The organism is Goodfellowiella coeruleoviolacea (genome assembly GCF_024171785.1).
GTDB lineage: Bacteria > Actinomycetota > Actinomycetes > Mycobacteriales > Pseudonocardiaceae > Goodfellowiella > Goodfellowiella coeruleoviolacea.
Window position 1 is genome coordinate 349,003 of the sequence record NZ_JAMTCK010000003.1, and the last position, 14,360, is coordinate 363,362.

General features: G+C 72.2%; 13 protein-coding genes. 10 read left to right on the forward strand and 3 right to left on the reverse strand.

Features of this window, described 5'->3' with window-relative positions:
* The first annotated feature begins 52 nt into the window (after positions 1 to 52).
* From folK to LX83_RS07675, 3 genes are all read left to right on the forward strand, one after another.
* Positions 53 to 553 (forward strand): 2-amino-4-hydroxy-6-hydroxymethyldihydropteridine diphosphokinase, encoded by a 501-nt coding sequence (gene folK / locus LX83_RS07665; RefSeq protein ID WP_253768553.1) that lies wholly within the window; start codon positions 53 to 55, stop codon positions 551 to 553.
* Entirely contained in the window at positions 550 to 1,023 is a 474-nt protein-coding gene (locus tag LX83_RS07670) for a DUF3180 domain-containing protein (RefSeq protein ID WP_253768556.1), read from the forward strand. Before folK ends, LX83_RS07670 begins: the two co-directional genes overlap by 4 nt.
* A 238-nt stretch (positions 1,024 to 1,261) precedes the next feature.
* Positions 1,262 to 3,214 (forward strand): DUF6779 domain-containing protein, encoded by a 1,953-nt coding sequence (locus LX83_RS07675; protein ID WP_308203930.1) that lies wholly within the window; start codon positions 1,262 to 1,264, stop codon positions 3,212 to 3,214.
* 212 nt (positions 3,215 to 3,426) lie between these two features.
* Here the strand turns inward: LX83_RS07675 and LX83_RS07680 are convergent, their stop codons facing one another.
* Both LX83_RS07680 and LX83_RS07685 read right to left on the reverse strand, forming a co-directional pair.
* Positions 3,427 to 4,581 carry an NADH-quinone oxidoreductase subunit D gene (locus tag LX83_RS07680; protein ID WP_253768563.1) on the reverse strand — a complete coding sequence of 385 codons (1,155 nt, stop codon included), beginning with the start codon at positions 4,579 to 4,581 and terminating at the stop codon, positions 3,427 to 3,429.
* Between the two features lie 115 nt (positions 4,582 to 4,696).
* Positions 4,697 to 5,761 (reverse strand): SAM-dependent methyltransferase, encoded by a 1,065-nt coding sequence (locus LX83_RS07685; RefSeq protein ID WP_253768565.1) that lies wholly within the window; start codon positions 5,759 to 5,761, stop codon positions 4,697 to 4,699.
* A 513-nt stretch (positions 5,762 to 6,274) separates the two neighbouring features.
* Here LX83_RS07685 and LX83_RS07690 point away from each other — a divergent pair.
* The 5 genes from LX83_RS07690 (at position 6,275) to LX83_RS07710 (ending at position 11,002) form a co-directional block, all read left to right on the forward strand.
* Positions 6,275 to 7,555, forward strand: a complete 1,281-nt coding sequence (locus tag LX83_RS07690; protein WP_407649503.1) for a PrsW family intramembrane metalloprotease — start codon at positions 6,275 to 6,277, stop codon at positions 7,553 to 7,555.
* Positions 7,556 to 7,833: 278 nt separating this feature from the next.
* Positions 7,834 to 8,751: a Rossmann-like and DUF2520 domain-containing protein gene (locus LX83_RS07695; RefSeq protein ID WP_253768568.1), complete on the forward strand. Its 918-nt coding sequence runs from the start codon at positions 7,834 to 7,836 to the stop codon at positions 8,749 to 8,751.
* A complete protein-coding gene (gene panC / locus LX83_RS07700) occupies positions 8,748 to 9,668 on the forward strand; it encodes a pantoate--beta-alanine ligase (protein WP_253768571.1) in 921 nt (306 codons plus the stop codon). The genes LX83_RS07695 and panC overlap by 4 nt, the downstream gene beginning before the upstream one ends.
* A 13-nt stretch (positions 9,669 to 9,681) precedes the next feature.
* Positions 9,682 to 10,161 carry an aspartate 1-decarboxylase gene (gene panD, locus LX83_RS07705; RefSeq protein WP_253768573.1) on the forward strand — a complete coding sequence of 160 codons (480 nt, stop codon included), beginning with the start codon at positions 9,682 to 9,684 and terminating at the stop codon, positions 10,159 to 10,161.
* Positions 10,162 to 10,216: 55 nt separating this feature from the next.
* A complete protein-coding gene (locus LX83_RS07710; protein ID WP_253768576.1) occupies positions 10,217 to 11,002 on the forward strand; it encodes a type III pantothenate kinase in 786 nt (261 codons plus the stop codon).
* A 32-nt stretch (positions 11,003 to 11,034) separates the two neighbouring features.
* On the opposite strand, the gene LX83_RS07715 is transcribed toward LX83_RS07710, so the two are convergent.
* A complete protein-coding gene (locus LX83_RS07715; protein WP_253768579.1) occupies positions 11,035 to 11,880 on the reverse strand; it encodes a class I SAM-dependent methyltransferase in 846 nt (281 codons plus the stop codon).
* Between the two features lie 120 nt (positions 11,881 to 12,000).
* On the opposite strand from LX83_RS07715, the gene lysS reads away from it, so the two are divergent.
* Both lysS and LX83_RS07725 read left to right on the forward strand, forming a co-directional pair.
* Positions 12,001 to 13,455 carry a lysine--tRNA ligase gene (lysS, locus tag LX83_RS07720; RefSeq protein ID WP_253769134.1) on the forward strand — a complete coding sequence of 485 codons (1,455 nt, stop codon included), beginning with the start codon at positions 12,001 to 12,003 and terminating at the stop codon, positions 13,453 to 13,455.
* Positions 13,456 to 13,587: 132 nt separating this feature from the next.
* A complete protein-coding gene (locus tag LX83_RS07725) occupies positions 13,588 to 13,935 on the forward strand; it encodes a histone-like nucleoid-structuring protein Lsr2 (protein WP_253768581.1) in 348 nt (115 codons plus the stop codon).
* Positions 13,936 to 14,360 lie beyond the last annotated feature (425 nt).

The following is a 14,360-nucleotide window of genomic DNA, read 5'->3' on the forward strand; positions in this document are numbered from 1 at the left end:
TGGCGGGCGTGGCGCCGGGCAGCGCGCGCTGTGTCGGGCTGGTGGGGGCGGCATGAGCAGCGCGGTGCTGTCCATCGGCTCGAACCTGGGTGACCGGCTCGCGCACCTGCGGGCAGCCGTGGCGAACCTGGGCGGCGCCGTGGTCGCGGTGTCGCCGGTCTACCAGACCGCGCCGTGGGGGCCGGTCGCCCAGGACGACTACTTCAACGCGGTCGTGCTGGTCGACGACCCCGCCGTGGACGCGCGCGGTTGGTTGGACCGGGCGTGGGACTGCGAGCGGAGCGCCGGGCGCGTGCGGGACGTGCGGTGGGGGCCGCGCACCCTGGACGTCGACGTGGTCGCGGTGGACCAGGTGATCCAGGAGACCCCGGACCTGGTGCTGCCGCACCCCCGCGCGCACGAGCGGGCGTTCGTCCTGGTGCCCTGGCTCGACGTGGCGCCAGCGGCTGAGTTGCCCGGACGCGGGCCGGTCGCGGACCTGGTCCGCGCACTGCCCGCCGACGAGTTGGCCGGTGTGCGCCGGCGTGCCGATCTGCGACTGGAGGTCGAGTGAGGTTCACCAGGGCACGTGATCTCGTTGTGATCGCGCTGGTCGCCGCGGTGGTGGTGCACCTGGTCATCCGCTCCGCCTACACCGTGCTGCCCACCCTGCCACGGCTGGCCGGCATCACCCTGCTCGTGGTCGCCGCCGTGGACGTGGTGCTCGGCTTCTCGGTGCGGGCCCGGGTGCAGCACAAGGCCGGCGCCAAACCGGTGGCGCCACTGGCCGCGGCCAGGGCGGTGGCGTTGGCCAAGGCGTCCTCCCTGGTCGGCGCGATCATGCTGGGCACCTGGGTCGGCTTCGTCGGTTACGTCCTGCCCCGGCGTGGCGAACTGGTCGCCGCCGCCAGCGACACGATCAGCGCGCTGATCGGCGTGGTCTGCGCCGCGGCCCTGATCGGCGCGGGGCTGTGGCTGGAGTACTGCTGCAAGACCCCGGACCGCCCGGACGACGACGCCGGAAACGACCGGTCCGCCCGCTGACCCGGCTGTTTGTCCACGCCAGGTTGCATGTTCCGGCATAACGTTATGGATTCACACACCGCGCGTTAGGTTTCCGGCGATTTCAAACACGGCGAGTGAGGAAGTGGATCAGTCGGGCTAACCACTTCTGAGTGATCGGCCGCAAACCCGGTGTAACCAATCATTGCGCTCCGGGTGCACCCGGAAAAATTCCAAGGGCTAGATATCAGTCGCATAACTGACCGGTACCGTATAGGCCATGACCGGCCGGAGCTCCTCGACCGATGAACCGAGCGACGGCCGTGGTTCTGGGCGGGTGCTGCTGCTAGCGGTGCTGGCACTCGCTCTGGTTGCCGCGGCCGTGTTGGTGTTCAGTGAAAACGCGCGATGGCTTCGGCTCGGCATTGTGGCGGCATTGTGGGCCGCCCTGGTCGGCGCGTTCCTCGCGGCCAAGTACCGCAGACAGGTGGCCGCGCGCGAGGACGAGGTCGCCGATCTCCAGTCGGTGTACGAGCTGGAACTCGAACGCGAGATCAACGCCCGGCGCGAATACGAGCTGGAGGTCGAGGCCGCCACCAGGCGGGCGATGGACGAGGAGTCCCGGGAGGACCTCGACGCGCTGCGCGCCGAGCTGCACGCGCTGCGCGAGAGCCTGGAGGCCCTGCTCGGCGGCGAGGTGCTGGTCGAGCGGGTCGCGCTGCGGGCGGAGTCCACCCGGATGCGCTCGCTGTCCGACCAGTCCAGGCTGGTGGCCATGGGTGATGACCGGATCATCGCCAGGACCGACGACCGGCGCCGAGGCATCACCGCCGGCCCGGCGAGCGCCACCGGTCAGCCACAGGCCAAGCGCACCCCGGCCAAGAGCACCCCCACCAGGACCACGTCCACCAGGAGCACCCCGGCCAAGGCGGCTCCGGCCAAGGGCGCGCCGACCACGGGCACGACCGGCGCCAGGACCGGCACTACGCCCGTTGGCGCCAAGAACACCCCGGCCAAGAGCGGGCCGGACAAGCCGCCGGCTGGCCGGGAGCAGGCGGTCGAACGCACCGAGCTGATCGAGGTGGGGCCGGCCGAGGTGCCGGTCCGCCCCGAGCAGAGCCGGGCCGAGCAGCCCCGCCGGGAACAGGGTCGGCCCGAACCCAAGCGGCCGGAGCCGGCCAGGCGGGAGCCGCAGGGACCGCCGCCGCCCAGGCAGCAGCCCACCGTGGTGGTGCCCAGGGCCGCCGTGGGTCAGCAGCCCGACCAGCAGCGCGCCGAGGACGCCGCCACCCGCACGGACATGCCCACGGTCGAGCGCGGCCGGGGCGCGCCGGCCGCGGCGCGCGCCGAATCCAGCGAGCTGACCAGGCGACTCGACCCGGAGCGGGCTGCCCGCGACGGTGGCCAGCGCCCACCCGCGGCGCCCGCCGCCCAGGCCATGCCCGGGCCGCGCGACCGCACCGGCGCGCCCGCCGAGCGCCCCCCCTACGGTGGTCCGACGGAATGGCCCAAGCCGGTTGACGACCTCGACCCGCCCGCCCGTCGACACCGGCCGGACGTCGGCCGGGTGGCCGAGGTTCGACCGGGCGAGTCCAGGTCGGGTGAGTTCCGGACTGGTGAGCCGAGGTCGGGCGAGTACCGGACCGGCGACCCGCGGTCGGGTGAATTTCGCACGGGTGATCCCAGGTCGGGTGAGTTCCGGGCCGGTGAGCCCCGGCGCGGTGACACCAGGGCGGCGGAACCCAGGCCCGGCGAACCCCGGACCAGGGACGCGCGCGCCGTGGAGCCCCGCGCCGTGGAGCCCCGGGGCGGTGAACGCCGCGGTGCGGAACTGGACCGGGGCCGGCCGCAGCCGTCCGGCCAGTACGCCCAACGCGATCCGCGGGAGTCGCGGCAGGCCCACAACGCCTGGGACGCGGCCGAGCCTCGGGAGCCGCAGGGCGGCCAGTCGGGGCGTCGGGCCGCACCGGACGAGTCGTCGGGTGCCTGGCCGACCGAGGGCCGTCGACACCGGTCCGCCGCGGACGACGCCCCAGCGTGGGACCAGGTCGGCTGGGCCGGCACCGAGGACGCCGACGACGCACCTGGCCGCCGGCAGGCCAAACCCGCTCCGAACGACGAGGGGGCAGGCGGGTCGGGTGCGCACGCCGCGGGCAAGTCGGTCAGTGAGCTGCTGGCCGCCTACGGCAACGCCGAGTCGGGACGCCGTCGTCGCCGCCGCGCCGACGACTGACTGCGCACGTGCCTGGTTGGGCACGTGCCTGGTTGGGCACCTGCCCGGCTGGGCAGGTGCCTGGCTGGACCGTGGACCGGCCAGGCGGGATGGGCCGCGCTGGTGTGCTGACCGGATCGAGCGCTGTGGTGCTGGTGGGGACTGCTGTGCCGGTGAGGGCTGTGTGCCGGTGGGGAACGGGGCGGGGGACCGGTGCGGCGCGCGTGCCGGGGCTACTTGTCGATGTCGCCAACCACCACGGCGAACGAGCCCAGCACGGCCGGCAGTTGGGCGACCCGGGTTCCGGGCAACAGCGCGGACAGCGCCTGGATGTTGTTGAACGACGGGGTGCGCAGCTTGAGCCGCCACGGTGTCTTCTCACCCCGTGAGGACAGGTGCACCCCGGAAATGCCCAGCGGGGCCTCGGTCCACACGTACACCGAACCCTCCGGCGCCTTGATCGCCTTGGGCAGCCGCACGTTCACCGCACCGGCCGGCAGCCGGTCCAGGCACTGCCCGGCCAGTTCGACCGCCTGCTCGACCTCGCCCAGCAGACAGTCCACTCGGGACAGTGCGTCACCGGCGGAGCGCAGCACCGGCCGCACCGACAGTTCGCGGTAGGGCGGCAGCGGGTCGTCGCGGCGCAGGTCGACGTCCACGCCACTGGCCCGGCCGATCGGCCCGGTCACCCCGAGTGCGAGCGCGTCCTCCGCGCGCAGCACGCCGATGCCGGCATGCCTGGACCGGAACGCCTCATCCTCCACTGTGGACCGACGGAGGTCGGGGAGCTGACTGCGCACAGTGGACAGGGCGGTGGCGACCCGGCCGACCCAGCCGGCCGGCACGTCCTCCCGAAGGCCGCCGATCCGGTTGGCCATGAAGTGGATGCGGCCGCCGGAGGCCTCTTCGAGCACCGCCTGCACCGCTTCCCGACCGCGCAGCGCCGCGGTTGTGCCCGCACTGGGCTCACCGGTCAGCGCCCTGGTCAGCGGGGCGAGGAAGACCAGGTGGGCGAGAATCCGGTTCAGCTCGGCGAGCAGGGTGCGCAGCCACAGGGCCCGGGGCGGCACGTCCATGCCGGTCATCCGTTCCACCGCCAGGGCCACGGTCATCTCGTTGCCGAACGCGGCCAACCAGTCGTGCCGGTTGGCCAGGGTCAGCACCTGCCGGTAGTCGCGGACCTCGAACAGCTTTTCCGCGCCCCGGTGCAGGTGGCCGACCAGCGGCTCGGCCGTGGTCACCACCGGGTCCTCGGCCGGCCCGGTCACGCCGAGTCGCAACCGGTAGGCCCCGTGCGCGCTCGGGTGCAGCGGGCCGAGGTCCACCACGTGGTCCACACCCAGGTATCGGGCACCGGCGCCAACACCGACGGTCATCTGCTCCTGCACGGGGCCATCCTCCCCCACACCCGCCAGGTGAGGGGCGTCACGGCGCATCGGCCGAGGAGGAGAAGACCGGGTGGGCTGACCGCGGTCACCTGAGGTGGTGCCGCTGCGGCAGCGGTCAGGGCCGCCACGGGGGAAGCGGCGGGAGCAGCGCGTCGGCCGGCACGCCACCGGTGGGCTGGAGCAGCCAGCCGAAGTCGCCAAGCCCGCCGGGCGCGCGCAGTTCGGCTACTCGCCCGGCCCGCGCCGACCGGGCCAGCCAGGCCAGTGGGTCGCTACCGGCCAGGGCGGCCGGGGCGGCCAGCGCGTCCGCCGGCCAGGCGGCCGAGCCCAGCGCCGCGACCGCGTCAGCCTGACTGACCAGCATCGGAGCAGCATCACCGGGAGCCACGCCGTGGCCGGGTACCGCGGTGCCGGTCCAGTCGAGGGCTGCGGCGCAGGCGTCCAGGGCCACGTGGGCGGTGATGTCCCTGGTGGCGTCCGGCACCGGGGGTACCTGGTAGCCGTGCTGGTAGCCGGTGAGCGTGCCGGCCCGGTACCGGCCGGCGGCTCGGTCGGCGGCCAGGTGGCCGTAGTCCACCGCGAGCGCGCACCCGGCCCGCACCGCGGTGACGGCGTTGGCCCACGCCGCGTCCCTGGGCGTGCCCACCTCAGCCCGGTCCCCGTCCCGCTGGAGCGGCCACCACCGGTCCAGCCAGGCCAGTTCAGCCGGACCGGCAGGCGCACCCACCTGCTCCACGCCCTCGGGATCGACCAGCAGGCGGTGCGGGCGGCCCTGGTGCAGTTGGACCACCGGGCAGGGCACGGCGTCCAGCCACTCGTGACCGACCAGCAGCCCGATCACCTCAGCGGGGAGTTCGCGACGCCAGTGCACACCCGGGATGGGCACTGGCGGGGCGAGGTCCACCGCACACACCCGCAGCCGGCGGGCCAGATCACCGGTGGCCAGCTCACGCACGGCGCCGGCCAGCTCACCGCCGCCCGCGCCCAGGTCCACGAAGTCCAGCTGGGCCGGCTGGCCGAGCGCGGTGTCGACGCGCGCCAGCAGCTCCAGGAGCACCTCGGCGAACTCGGGCCCGACCAGCGGAGCGGTGCGGAAGTGCGCGGCCGGCCGTTCTCCTCGCGCGAAGAACCCGTTCGCCCCGTAGAGGCTCTCCTGCCAGGCGTCCTGCCAGTCCCGCACGGCTCCACCGTAACCAGCTCAGCACCGTGACCAGCCCGGTCACCGCCCGCGCAACGGTGATCAGCTCGAACACGGCCAGCTCCGGATACCGCCCGCTTCGAACCCGCCGGTGACGCGTGGCCGATCACGCGGGATGACGATCGACCACGTCCATCCGCCCGCGTGGGAGAGCCGCCCAGGCACACCAGGACCCGGCGTGAGTGCGCGCGTCGCCCAGGCCGCCACTACACCGTCATGCCACCACCTCCTCAGCGCGTGTCCGTGGTGCGGCGACGGGTGCGGCCAGCGTGACCGCACCCGTCCGGACCAGGACCAGCAGCACCCCAGCCGGCTTGGTTTTCGCTGGTCGCGGGGACGTCCATCCGCCTCACCAGTCAAACATGTGTTCGATGGCGGCGGTAGTCACACGATCCGGTGATCAGGTCGCGGGGGTTGTCGCGGCCCCACGCGATCACCGGTTCCGATCACGTTTCGCACCGGTCGGGCCGGGACGACCACGTAGAGTTTTCCGCTGTGATCGACGCTGCCCCGACGCCGCGCTCACCGCGCAAGCCATCCGCCCGGGACTGGACGGTGCTGATGCCGGTGGTCGGTCTCACCGCCCTGGCCGTGTGCGGCATCGTGCTGCTCGGACTGGGCACGTCCAAGGTCGGTCTGCTGCCCCTGCTGGTCGGCGCGGGAGCGGCGCTGCTGCCGGTCGGCCTGGTGGTCGCCGCCTACCTGTGGGTGGACCGGTGGGAGCCGGAGCCGGCCAGGCTGCTGCTGATCGCCTTCGCCTGGGGCGCGCTCGGCGCCACGCTGTCCTCGTCGCTGTTCAACAGCACCGCCGAGTTGATCGGTGACTCGCTGCTGGGGCGGGGCAACGGCAACGTGCTCGCCGCGGTGAGTTCGGCCCCGCTGGTGGAGGAGGCGGCCAAGGGCGTGTTCCTGGTGGTGCTGCTGTCCCTGCGCCGCCAGGAGTTCAACGGCATCGTCGACGGGATCGTCTACGCGGGGTTCGTCGCGGCCGGCTTCGCGTTCACCGAGAACATCTACTACTTCGCCAGGGCGTTCGTCATCGGCGGGTTCGGCGACGCCACCAGCGGGGTGATCGCGCTGTTCATCCTGCGCGGGGTGCTCTCCCCGTTCGCGCACCCGCTGTTCACCTCGCTGACCGGCATCGGGGTCGGCCTGGCCGCGGGCTCGCTGCGGCGCCGGACCCGGGTGCTCGCCCCGCTGCTGGGCTACCTGGGCGCGGTCGCGCTGCACGCGCTGTGGAACGTCTCCGCCGCGCTGGGCGGCGGCGCGGCCTTCATCAACCTGTACTTCCTGATCATGGTGCCGATCTTCGTCGGCATGGTGCTGCTGGTGCTGTGGCAGCGCCGCCGGGAACAGCGGGTGGTGAGCGCGCAACTGCCGGAGATGGCGCACAACCGCTGGATCGCGGCCAGCGAGGTGGCGCTGCTGGCCAGCCTGGCCGGTCGGCGCAACTGGCGGCGCGCGGTGCGCCGCCGGGCCGGTGACCAGGCGGCCCGCGCCGTGGCCCAGTACCAGGTGGCCGTCACCGAGCTGGCGTTCCTGCGCGACCGGATGGCGCAGGGCACCGCCGGGGGTGATGCAGAGGACCGGCACGAACTCCTGCTCGCCAGGGTGCTCGCCACCCGAACGGCCGCGGTCAACTCCCCTGGCCTGCTTGGCGGCGCCAAGGACAGGCCGCGCCCGGACCGGCGGCGCCGGGGACCGGCCGACGACCAGCGGCCGGGCACCGGGACCCCGGCGGCGGGGGAGTCCAGGGCGACCGAGGGAGCCGACTGAGCGGGAACGCCACCGGGGCTGGCCGGCGACCCTGGCCGTCGACCCGGGCCGTCGACCCTGGGCGGCGGCCAGGCCAGGACCGTGTCAGGGTGTTGCTCGCGCTCGCCTGGTCCGCCAGACGGGCCTCGTCGGTCGGGTGAAGCTTGTCACCCGACCGCCACAACGCCGTTTCCCGCCGGATACCCTCGCGCCCGCCGTCCGGTACCCGCGCGAGGGTGGGACTGGAACGCTTGAAGGAGCTGTGCGCGAATGAGCGCGACCATGCCTGTGGGTCGACAGTGACCAGTCGGCCCGCTCGGTTGGCGGTCGGTGTGGTGTCGGCCGGCCGCGTCGGCGCGGTTCTCGGAGCCGCGTTCGCCCGTGCCGGTCACCGGATCGTGGCCGCGTCGGCGGTCTCCCGGGACTCCGTGCGCCGGGCCGAGGACCTGTTGCCCGATGTGCCGCTGCGCCGGCCGGACGAGGTGGCGGCCGTGGCCGACCTGGTCCTGCTCGCCGTGCCCGACGACGCGCTCGCCGGGCTGGTCCGCGGGCTGGTGGCCACCGGGTCGCTGCGCGCCGGCCAGATCGTGGTGCACACCTCGGGCGCGCACGGGGTCGACGTGCTGGCCCCGGCCGCCGAGGTCGGGGTGCTGCCGCTGGCCCTGCACCCGGTGATGACGTTCACCGGCCGCGCCGAGGACCTGCACCGCCTGGCGACCTGCTGCTTCGGGGTCACCGCCGCCGAGCACGACGAGGTGGCCTGGAACGTGGGCGAGGCGCTGGTGGTGGAACTGGGCAGCGAACCCGTGCGGGTGCGCGAGTCGATCCGGCCGCTCTACCACGCCGCGCTGGCGCACGGTGCCAACAACCTCGTCACCCTGGTCGCCGACTGCGTGGACCTGCTGGAGCGGGCCGGGATCGGCCCGGCCAACCGGTTGCTGGAGCCGCTGCTGTCGGCGGCGCTGGACAACGCGCTGCGCCACGGTGACCGGGCGCTCACCGGGCCGGTCGCCAGGGGGGACGCGGGCACGGTCCGCGCCCACCTGGCGGTGCTGCGCGAGCACGACCCCGACCTGCTCGCGGCCTACCGGGCGCTGGCCACCCGCACGGCCCAGCGGGCGCGGGCCGCCGGCGTGCTGCGCGCCCAGGAGGCCGCTGACGTGCGGGCCGCACTGGACGGCGACGAATCCGCCCGTGGTGACGAGGAGCCGAGATGACCTACCCGCGAACCGCGACGCTGACCAAGGCCGACTTCGCCCTCGGCCAGCTGACCGTGCACACCGGTGCCGCCAAGCTGGCGGCGGTGACCAGGACGCTGCGCCAGGCCGGGCGCAAGGTGGCGCTGGTGCCCACCATGGGCGCGCTGCACGAGGGCCACCGGGAGCTGATCCGCCGGGCCCGTCGGCTGCCCAACACCGTGGTGGTGGTGTCGATCTTCGTCAACCCGCTGCAGTTCGGCCCCGGCGAGGACCTGGACCGCTACCCCCGGTCGCTGGAGTCCGACGTGGACATCTGTCGGGCCGAGGGCGTGGAGCTGGTGTTCGCGCCGGAGGCCGCCGAGCTGTACCCGGAGCCGGCGCGGGTCACCGTGCACCCCGGACCGCTGGGCGAGGAGCTGGAGGGCGCCAGCCGGCCCGGCCACTTCGCCGGCGTGCTCACCGTGGTGGCCAAGCTGTTCCACCTGGTCAACCCGGACTACGCGTTCTTCGGTGAGAAGGACTACCAGCAGTTGGTGCTGGTCAGACGGATGGTCCAGGACCTGAACATGGCCGTGTCGGTGGTCGGCGTGCCCACCGTGCGGGAACCGGACGGCCTGGCGCTGTCCTCGCGCAACGTCTACCTGTCCGAGTCCGGCCGGGCCGCGGCGACCAGCCTGTCGGCCGCGCTGGGCGCGGGCGCGCACGCCGGCGCGGCCGGTCCGGACGCGGTGCTGGACGCCGCCCGCGCCGTGCTGGCCGCCACCCCCGAGATCGAACTCGACTACCTCGAACTGCGCGGGCCCGACCTCGGCCCGGCCCCGAGCGCGGGCCCGGCCCGCCTGCTGGTGGCCGGCCGGGTGGGCACCACCCGCCTCATCGACAACACACCGGTGCTGCTCGGCGGGCCCGACCAGGCCCGGGAGACAGCCCACTGACAGGAGGTCTGCGATGTTTCGCACGATGCTCAAGTCCAAGATCCACCGGGCCACGGTCACCCAGGCCGACCTGCACTACGTCGGCTCGGTCACCGTTGACGAGGACCTGATGGACGCCGCCGACCTGCTGGCCGGCGAGCAGGTGGCGATCGTGGACGTGACCAACGGCGCCCGCCTGGAGACCTACGTGATCCCCGGCGCCAGGGGCAGCGGCGTGATCGGCATCAACGGCGCGGCGGCGCACCTGGTCAAGCCGGGCGATCTGGTGATTCTGATCTCCTACGGGGTGATGGACCCGACCGAGGCGCGAAACTACCGGCCGAAGGTCGTGTTCGTGAACGCCGAGAACCAGGTCGTCGATCTCGGACACGACCCGGCCAGTGCCCCGCAGGGCAGTGGCCTGGTGAGCGGGTCGGCGCCGCAGGACGAGGCGCCGCCGGCGGAGACGGTGGACGCCGCCCGCCTCGACGCGCTCATCCAGGCCGAGAACTGACCGGCCGGCCCACCCGCCAGAACTGACCACCGACCCACCACAAGAGGATTCGCCCGTGCTGCTCGCCATCGACGTCGGCAACACAAACATCGTGCTCGGCCTCTACGACGGCACCGGCGCGGACGCCACCCTGCTGCGGGACTGGCGGATGCGCACCGACGCGCGGATGACCGCCGACGAACTCGCCCTGAACGTGCGCGGCCTGCTCGGCGAGCACGCGGACGCGATCACCGGCGTGTCCGTGCTGTCCACCGTGCCGGCGCTGCTGCGCGAGCTGCGGGTGATGCTGGGCCGCTACTACTCGGCCGCGCCCAAGGTGATCGTGGAACCCGGGGTGCGCACGGGCGTGCCGCTGCTGGTGGACAACCCCAAGGAGGTGGGCGGTGACCGGGTGGTCAACACCCTGGCCGCCCACCACCTCTACAGCACCACCTGCGTGGTCGTGGACTTCGGCACGACCACCAACATCGACGTGATCTCGGCCAAGGGCGAGTTCCTCGGCGGAGTGTTCGCCCCGGGCATCGAGATCTCGGTGGACGCGCTCGCGGTGCGGGCCGCCGCGCTGCGCAAGGTCGAGCTGGTCCGGCCGCGCACGGTGATCGGCAAGAACACCGTGGAGTGCCTGCAGTCGGGCATCCTCTACGGCTTCGCCGGCCAGGTGGACGGCCTGGTGCGGCGGATCGTCGCCGAACTGGAGCAGGACGACAGCGGCCCGATCACGGTCATCGCCACCGGCGGGCTGGCCCCGCTGGTGCTGGCCGAGTGCACCACGATCGCCCACCACGTGCCCGACCTCACCCTGCTGGGCCTGCGCCTGCTGTTCGAACGCAACATGCGCTGAGCGGATCCGGCTGGCTGGCCGCGAGCACCCGGCTAGCTCCGCCGGACCGCGCGCGCCACCACGGTGAGCAGGGGCTGGTCGAACTCCCCGCCCGAGGTCTCCGGTCGGGATCGCAGGTAGTCGCGCATCCGGTCGAGCAGCGCGGCGCGCTCGTCCTCCGGCAGCACCAGCAGCTGCGAGTGGGTGGCCGTGGTGGCGAGCAGCGAGTCGATGGTGTGCCGTCGGGGGTTGGCGAACCGCTCGCGGGCGAAGGGCGTGAACTCGGGGTGGTCGTCGGGCAGGCCGCGGCTGCCCTGAGACCGGGCGGCGCGCGGTCCGTTGACCACCTCGTCGAACCCGACGACCCAGTCGACGCGCTCGTCGTCGTCGTTCCACAGCCCGGCCAGCACCCCGCCGGGGCGCAGCACCCTGGCGATCTCGGGCAGGGCGCGGTCCAGGTCGAACCAGTGCATGGCCTGGCCGACCAGCACGGCGTCCACCGAGGCGTCGGGCAACGGGATGTCCTCGGCGGTGCCGGCGTGCGCGGGCACCCCGGGCAGCAGCCGGGACAGTTCGGCGCGCATGTCGTCGTCCGGTTCGACCGCCACCACGTCCAGTCCCTCGGGGTGGCCGGCGACCAGGGGCGGCTCGCCCTCGGGTGGGCTGGCCACCAGGCTCTCGGTCAGCTTGCCGGTGCCGGCGGCCAGGTCGAGCACGCGGAGCCGGGAGTCCGCCTCGGTGGCGCGGTTCTCGCCGAGTGGCTGAAGCGCCCAGCGGATCGCGGTCAGCGGATATCCCGGGCGGTGTTGGGCGTAGGCGGCGGCCTGACCGCCGAAGGACCGGGCGCGTCGGGCCCGCTGGTCGGCCGGGATGTTGTCCAGGTTCGGAGAGATCACCATGCCGCCACGGTATAGCCGGGGACCAGGTGGTTCGACCGCTTAACGTTTTCCGTAGTCTGTGCATCCGTGACCGAACACCAGTCTCCCGCCGTGACCAGCGATGATGATCTGCCGGAACAGATGCGAGTACGCCGGGAGAAGCGGGCGAGGCTACTGGAACGGGGTGTCGATCCTTATCCGGTCGAGTTGCCCAGAACACACACGCTGGCCGAGATTCGGCAGAAGTTTCCCGACCTCGCCCCCGATACCAGCACCGGCGAGATAGTGGGCGTCACCGGCCGGGTGATGTTCCTGCGGAACACGGGCAAGTTGTGCTTCGCCACGTTGCGTGAGGGCGACGGAACCGAACTGCAGGCGATGCTGAGCCTGAACCGCGTGGGCGAGGACGCGCTTTCCGACTGGAAGACGGACGTCGACCTGGGCGACCACGTATTCGTTCATGGTGAGGTGGTGACTTCCCGGCGCGGCGAACTGTCGGTGATGGCCGACTCCTGGCGCATGGCGGCCAAGACGCTTCGCCCGCTGCCGGTCCAGCACAAGGAACTGGCCGAGGAAACGCGTATTCGGCAGCGTTACGTTGATCTGATCCTCCGCCCGCAGGCCCGGCAGACCGTGCGAACTCGGGCCGGGGTGGTGCGGTCGCTGCGCGAGTCGTTCCACCGCCGGGGTTTCATCGAGGTGGAGACCCCAATGTTGCAGACGCTGCACGGCGGGGCGGCGGCCCGTCCGTTCGTGACCCACTCGAACGCCTTTGACATCGACCTCTTCCTGCGCATCGCGCCCGAGCTGTACCTGAAGCGGTGCGTGGTCGGCGGCATCGAGAAGGTGTTCGAGATCAACCGCAACTTCCGTAACGAGGGCAGTGACTCATCGCACTCGCCCGAGTTCTCGATGCTGGAGTTCTACCAGGCATATGGGACCTATGACTCCATGGCGGTGCTTACCCGGGAACTGATCCAGGAGGCCGCGGAATGGGTGTCCGGTTCCCAGATCGTGACATTGGCCGACGGGAGCGAGTACGACCTGTCCGGCGAGTGGACCGCGCTGACCATGTACGGGTCGCTGTCGGAGGCGCTCGGCGAGGAGGTCACCCCGGACACCTCGGTCAACCGGCTGCGCGGCCTGGCCGACCAGCACGAGCTGGTCGTCGACCCGAAGCTGGGCCACGGCAAGCTGGTCGAGGAACTGTGGGAGCACCTGGTCGGCCGGCACCTCACCGCGCCCACTTTCGTACGAGATTTTCCGGTCGAGACTTCTCCGCTGACTCGGCAACACCGCACCCAGCCCGGGGTGGCGGAAAAATGGGACTTGTACGTCCGCGGTTTCGAGCTGGCCACGGGTTACTCGGAGCTGGTCGATCCGGTGGTGGAGCGGGCCCGGCTGGAGGAACAGGCGCGGTTGGCCTCGCAGGGTGACGAAGAGGCTATGCGCCTCGACGAGGACTTTCTGCGTTCGTTGGAGTACGGAATGCCACCGGCTGGCGGCGTCGGAATGGGGATCGATCGGCTGCTCATGGCCATCACTGGTCTCGGTATCCGGGAGACGATCCTCTTCCCCCTGGTGCGCCCGGAATGAGCTAACGTGTAGGCAAGCTCGTCGTGCATATCGTGAGATATGCGCTAACCTACTGCCGACAAGACTTTTGGATGGTTTCGGTGTCGCGGTCGAGACTTGTACGCCGCGCATTCGAGTCCAGGGAGGATACGCATGGCGCAGAAGGTCACCGTGACCTTGGTCGATGACCTCGACGGTTCCCAGGCTGAGGAGACTGTTGAGTTCGGTCTGGACGGCATCTCCTACCAGATTGACCTTTCTTCCAAGAACGCGGGTAAGTTGCGGGACGCCCTCGCTGACTTTGTTAGCAGCGCGCGGCGCGCCGGTGGGCGTAAGCGTGCCGCCGGCCGGCCCCCGGCCGGGGCCAAGGCTCGCCCGGCTTCTGCCGACCGTGAGCAGAACCAGGCCATTCGGGAGTGGGCCCGGAAGCAGGGCATGAAGGTGTCCGATCGGGGCCGCATCCCCGCGGATGTCCTCGAGGCGTACCACCGCCAGGGCTGAGGGTCGAGGCGGTAGCGACGTTCCCAGCGGACGGAAGGGCTATTGCAACAGACTCTCAATTTCATCGATACCTGAGGGCCGTCGGACCGTTGCGTTCGGCGGCCCTCAAATGCATATTCGTGGTTTAGCTCTCGGTGTCCGCGCGTTGCCGAGTTGTGACGGTCAGCAGGGGGGCCCGGTTTGTGGCGCGGCCGTCCGGCCTGTCGGGCCTGCCTCGTTCCGCCTGACGGTCGACCGCTCCTGGTGGGGTGGTCGTCCTGGTTGGACAGGCCCGCTGTTTGTCCGCATTGTTCGTTCTCCGGCGCGCCGCCCGGCCTGGCGCTGTCGTGCTCGCGCGCGCTGGCCAGTTCCGGCCAGCGCCGGTCGTGGTCAACTCCGTCATGCCCGGCCGGGGGAAACCCGGCTTAATTCGGCTAGGCTTGCCT

Coding starts and splice junctions, on each gene's coding strand:
- folK (WP_253768553.1), top strand. CDS start 53: ATGAGCAGCGCGGTGCTGTCCATCGGCTCGAACCTGGGTGACCGGCTC.
- LX83_RS07675 (WP_308203930.1), top strand. CDS start 1,262: ATGACCGGCCGGAGCTCCTCGACCGATGAACCGAGCGACGGCCGTGGT.
- panC (WP_253768571.1), top strand. CDS start 8,748: ATGACCTACCCGCGAACCGCGACGCTGACCAAGGCCGACTTCGCCCTC.
- panD (WP_253768573.1), top strand. CDS start 9,682: ATGTTTCGCACGATGCTCAAGTCCAAGATCCACCGGGCCACGGTCACC.
- LX83_RS07715 (WP_253768579.1), bottom strand. CDS start 11,880: ATGGTGATCTCTCCGAACCTGGACAACATCCCGGCCGACCAGCGGGCC.
- lysS (WP_253769134.1), top strand. CDS start 12,001: ATGCGAGTACGCCGGGAGAAGCGGGCGAGGCTACTGGAACGGGGTGTC.
- LX83_RS07725 (WP_253768581.1), top strand. CDS start 13,588: ATGGCGCAGAAGGTCACCGTGACCTTGGTCGATGACCTCGACGGTTCC.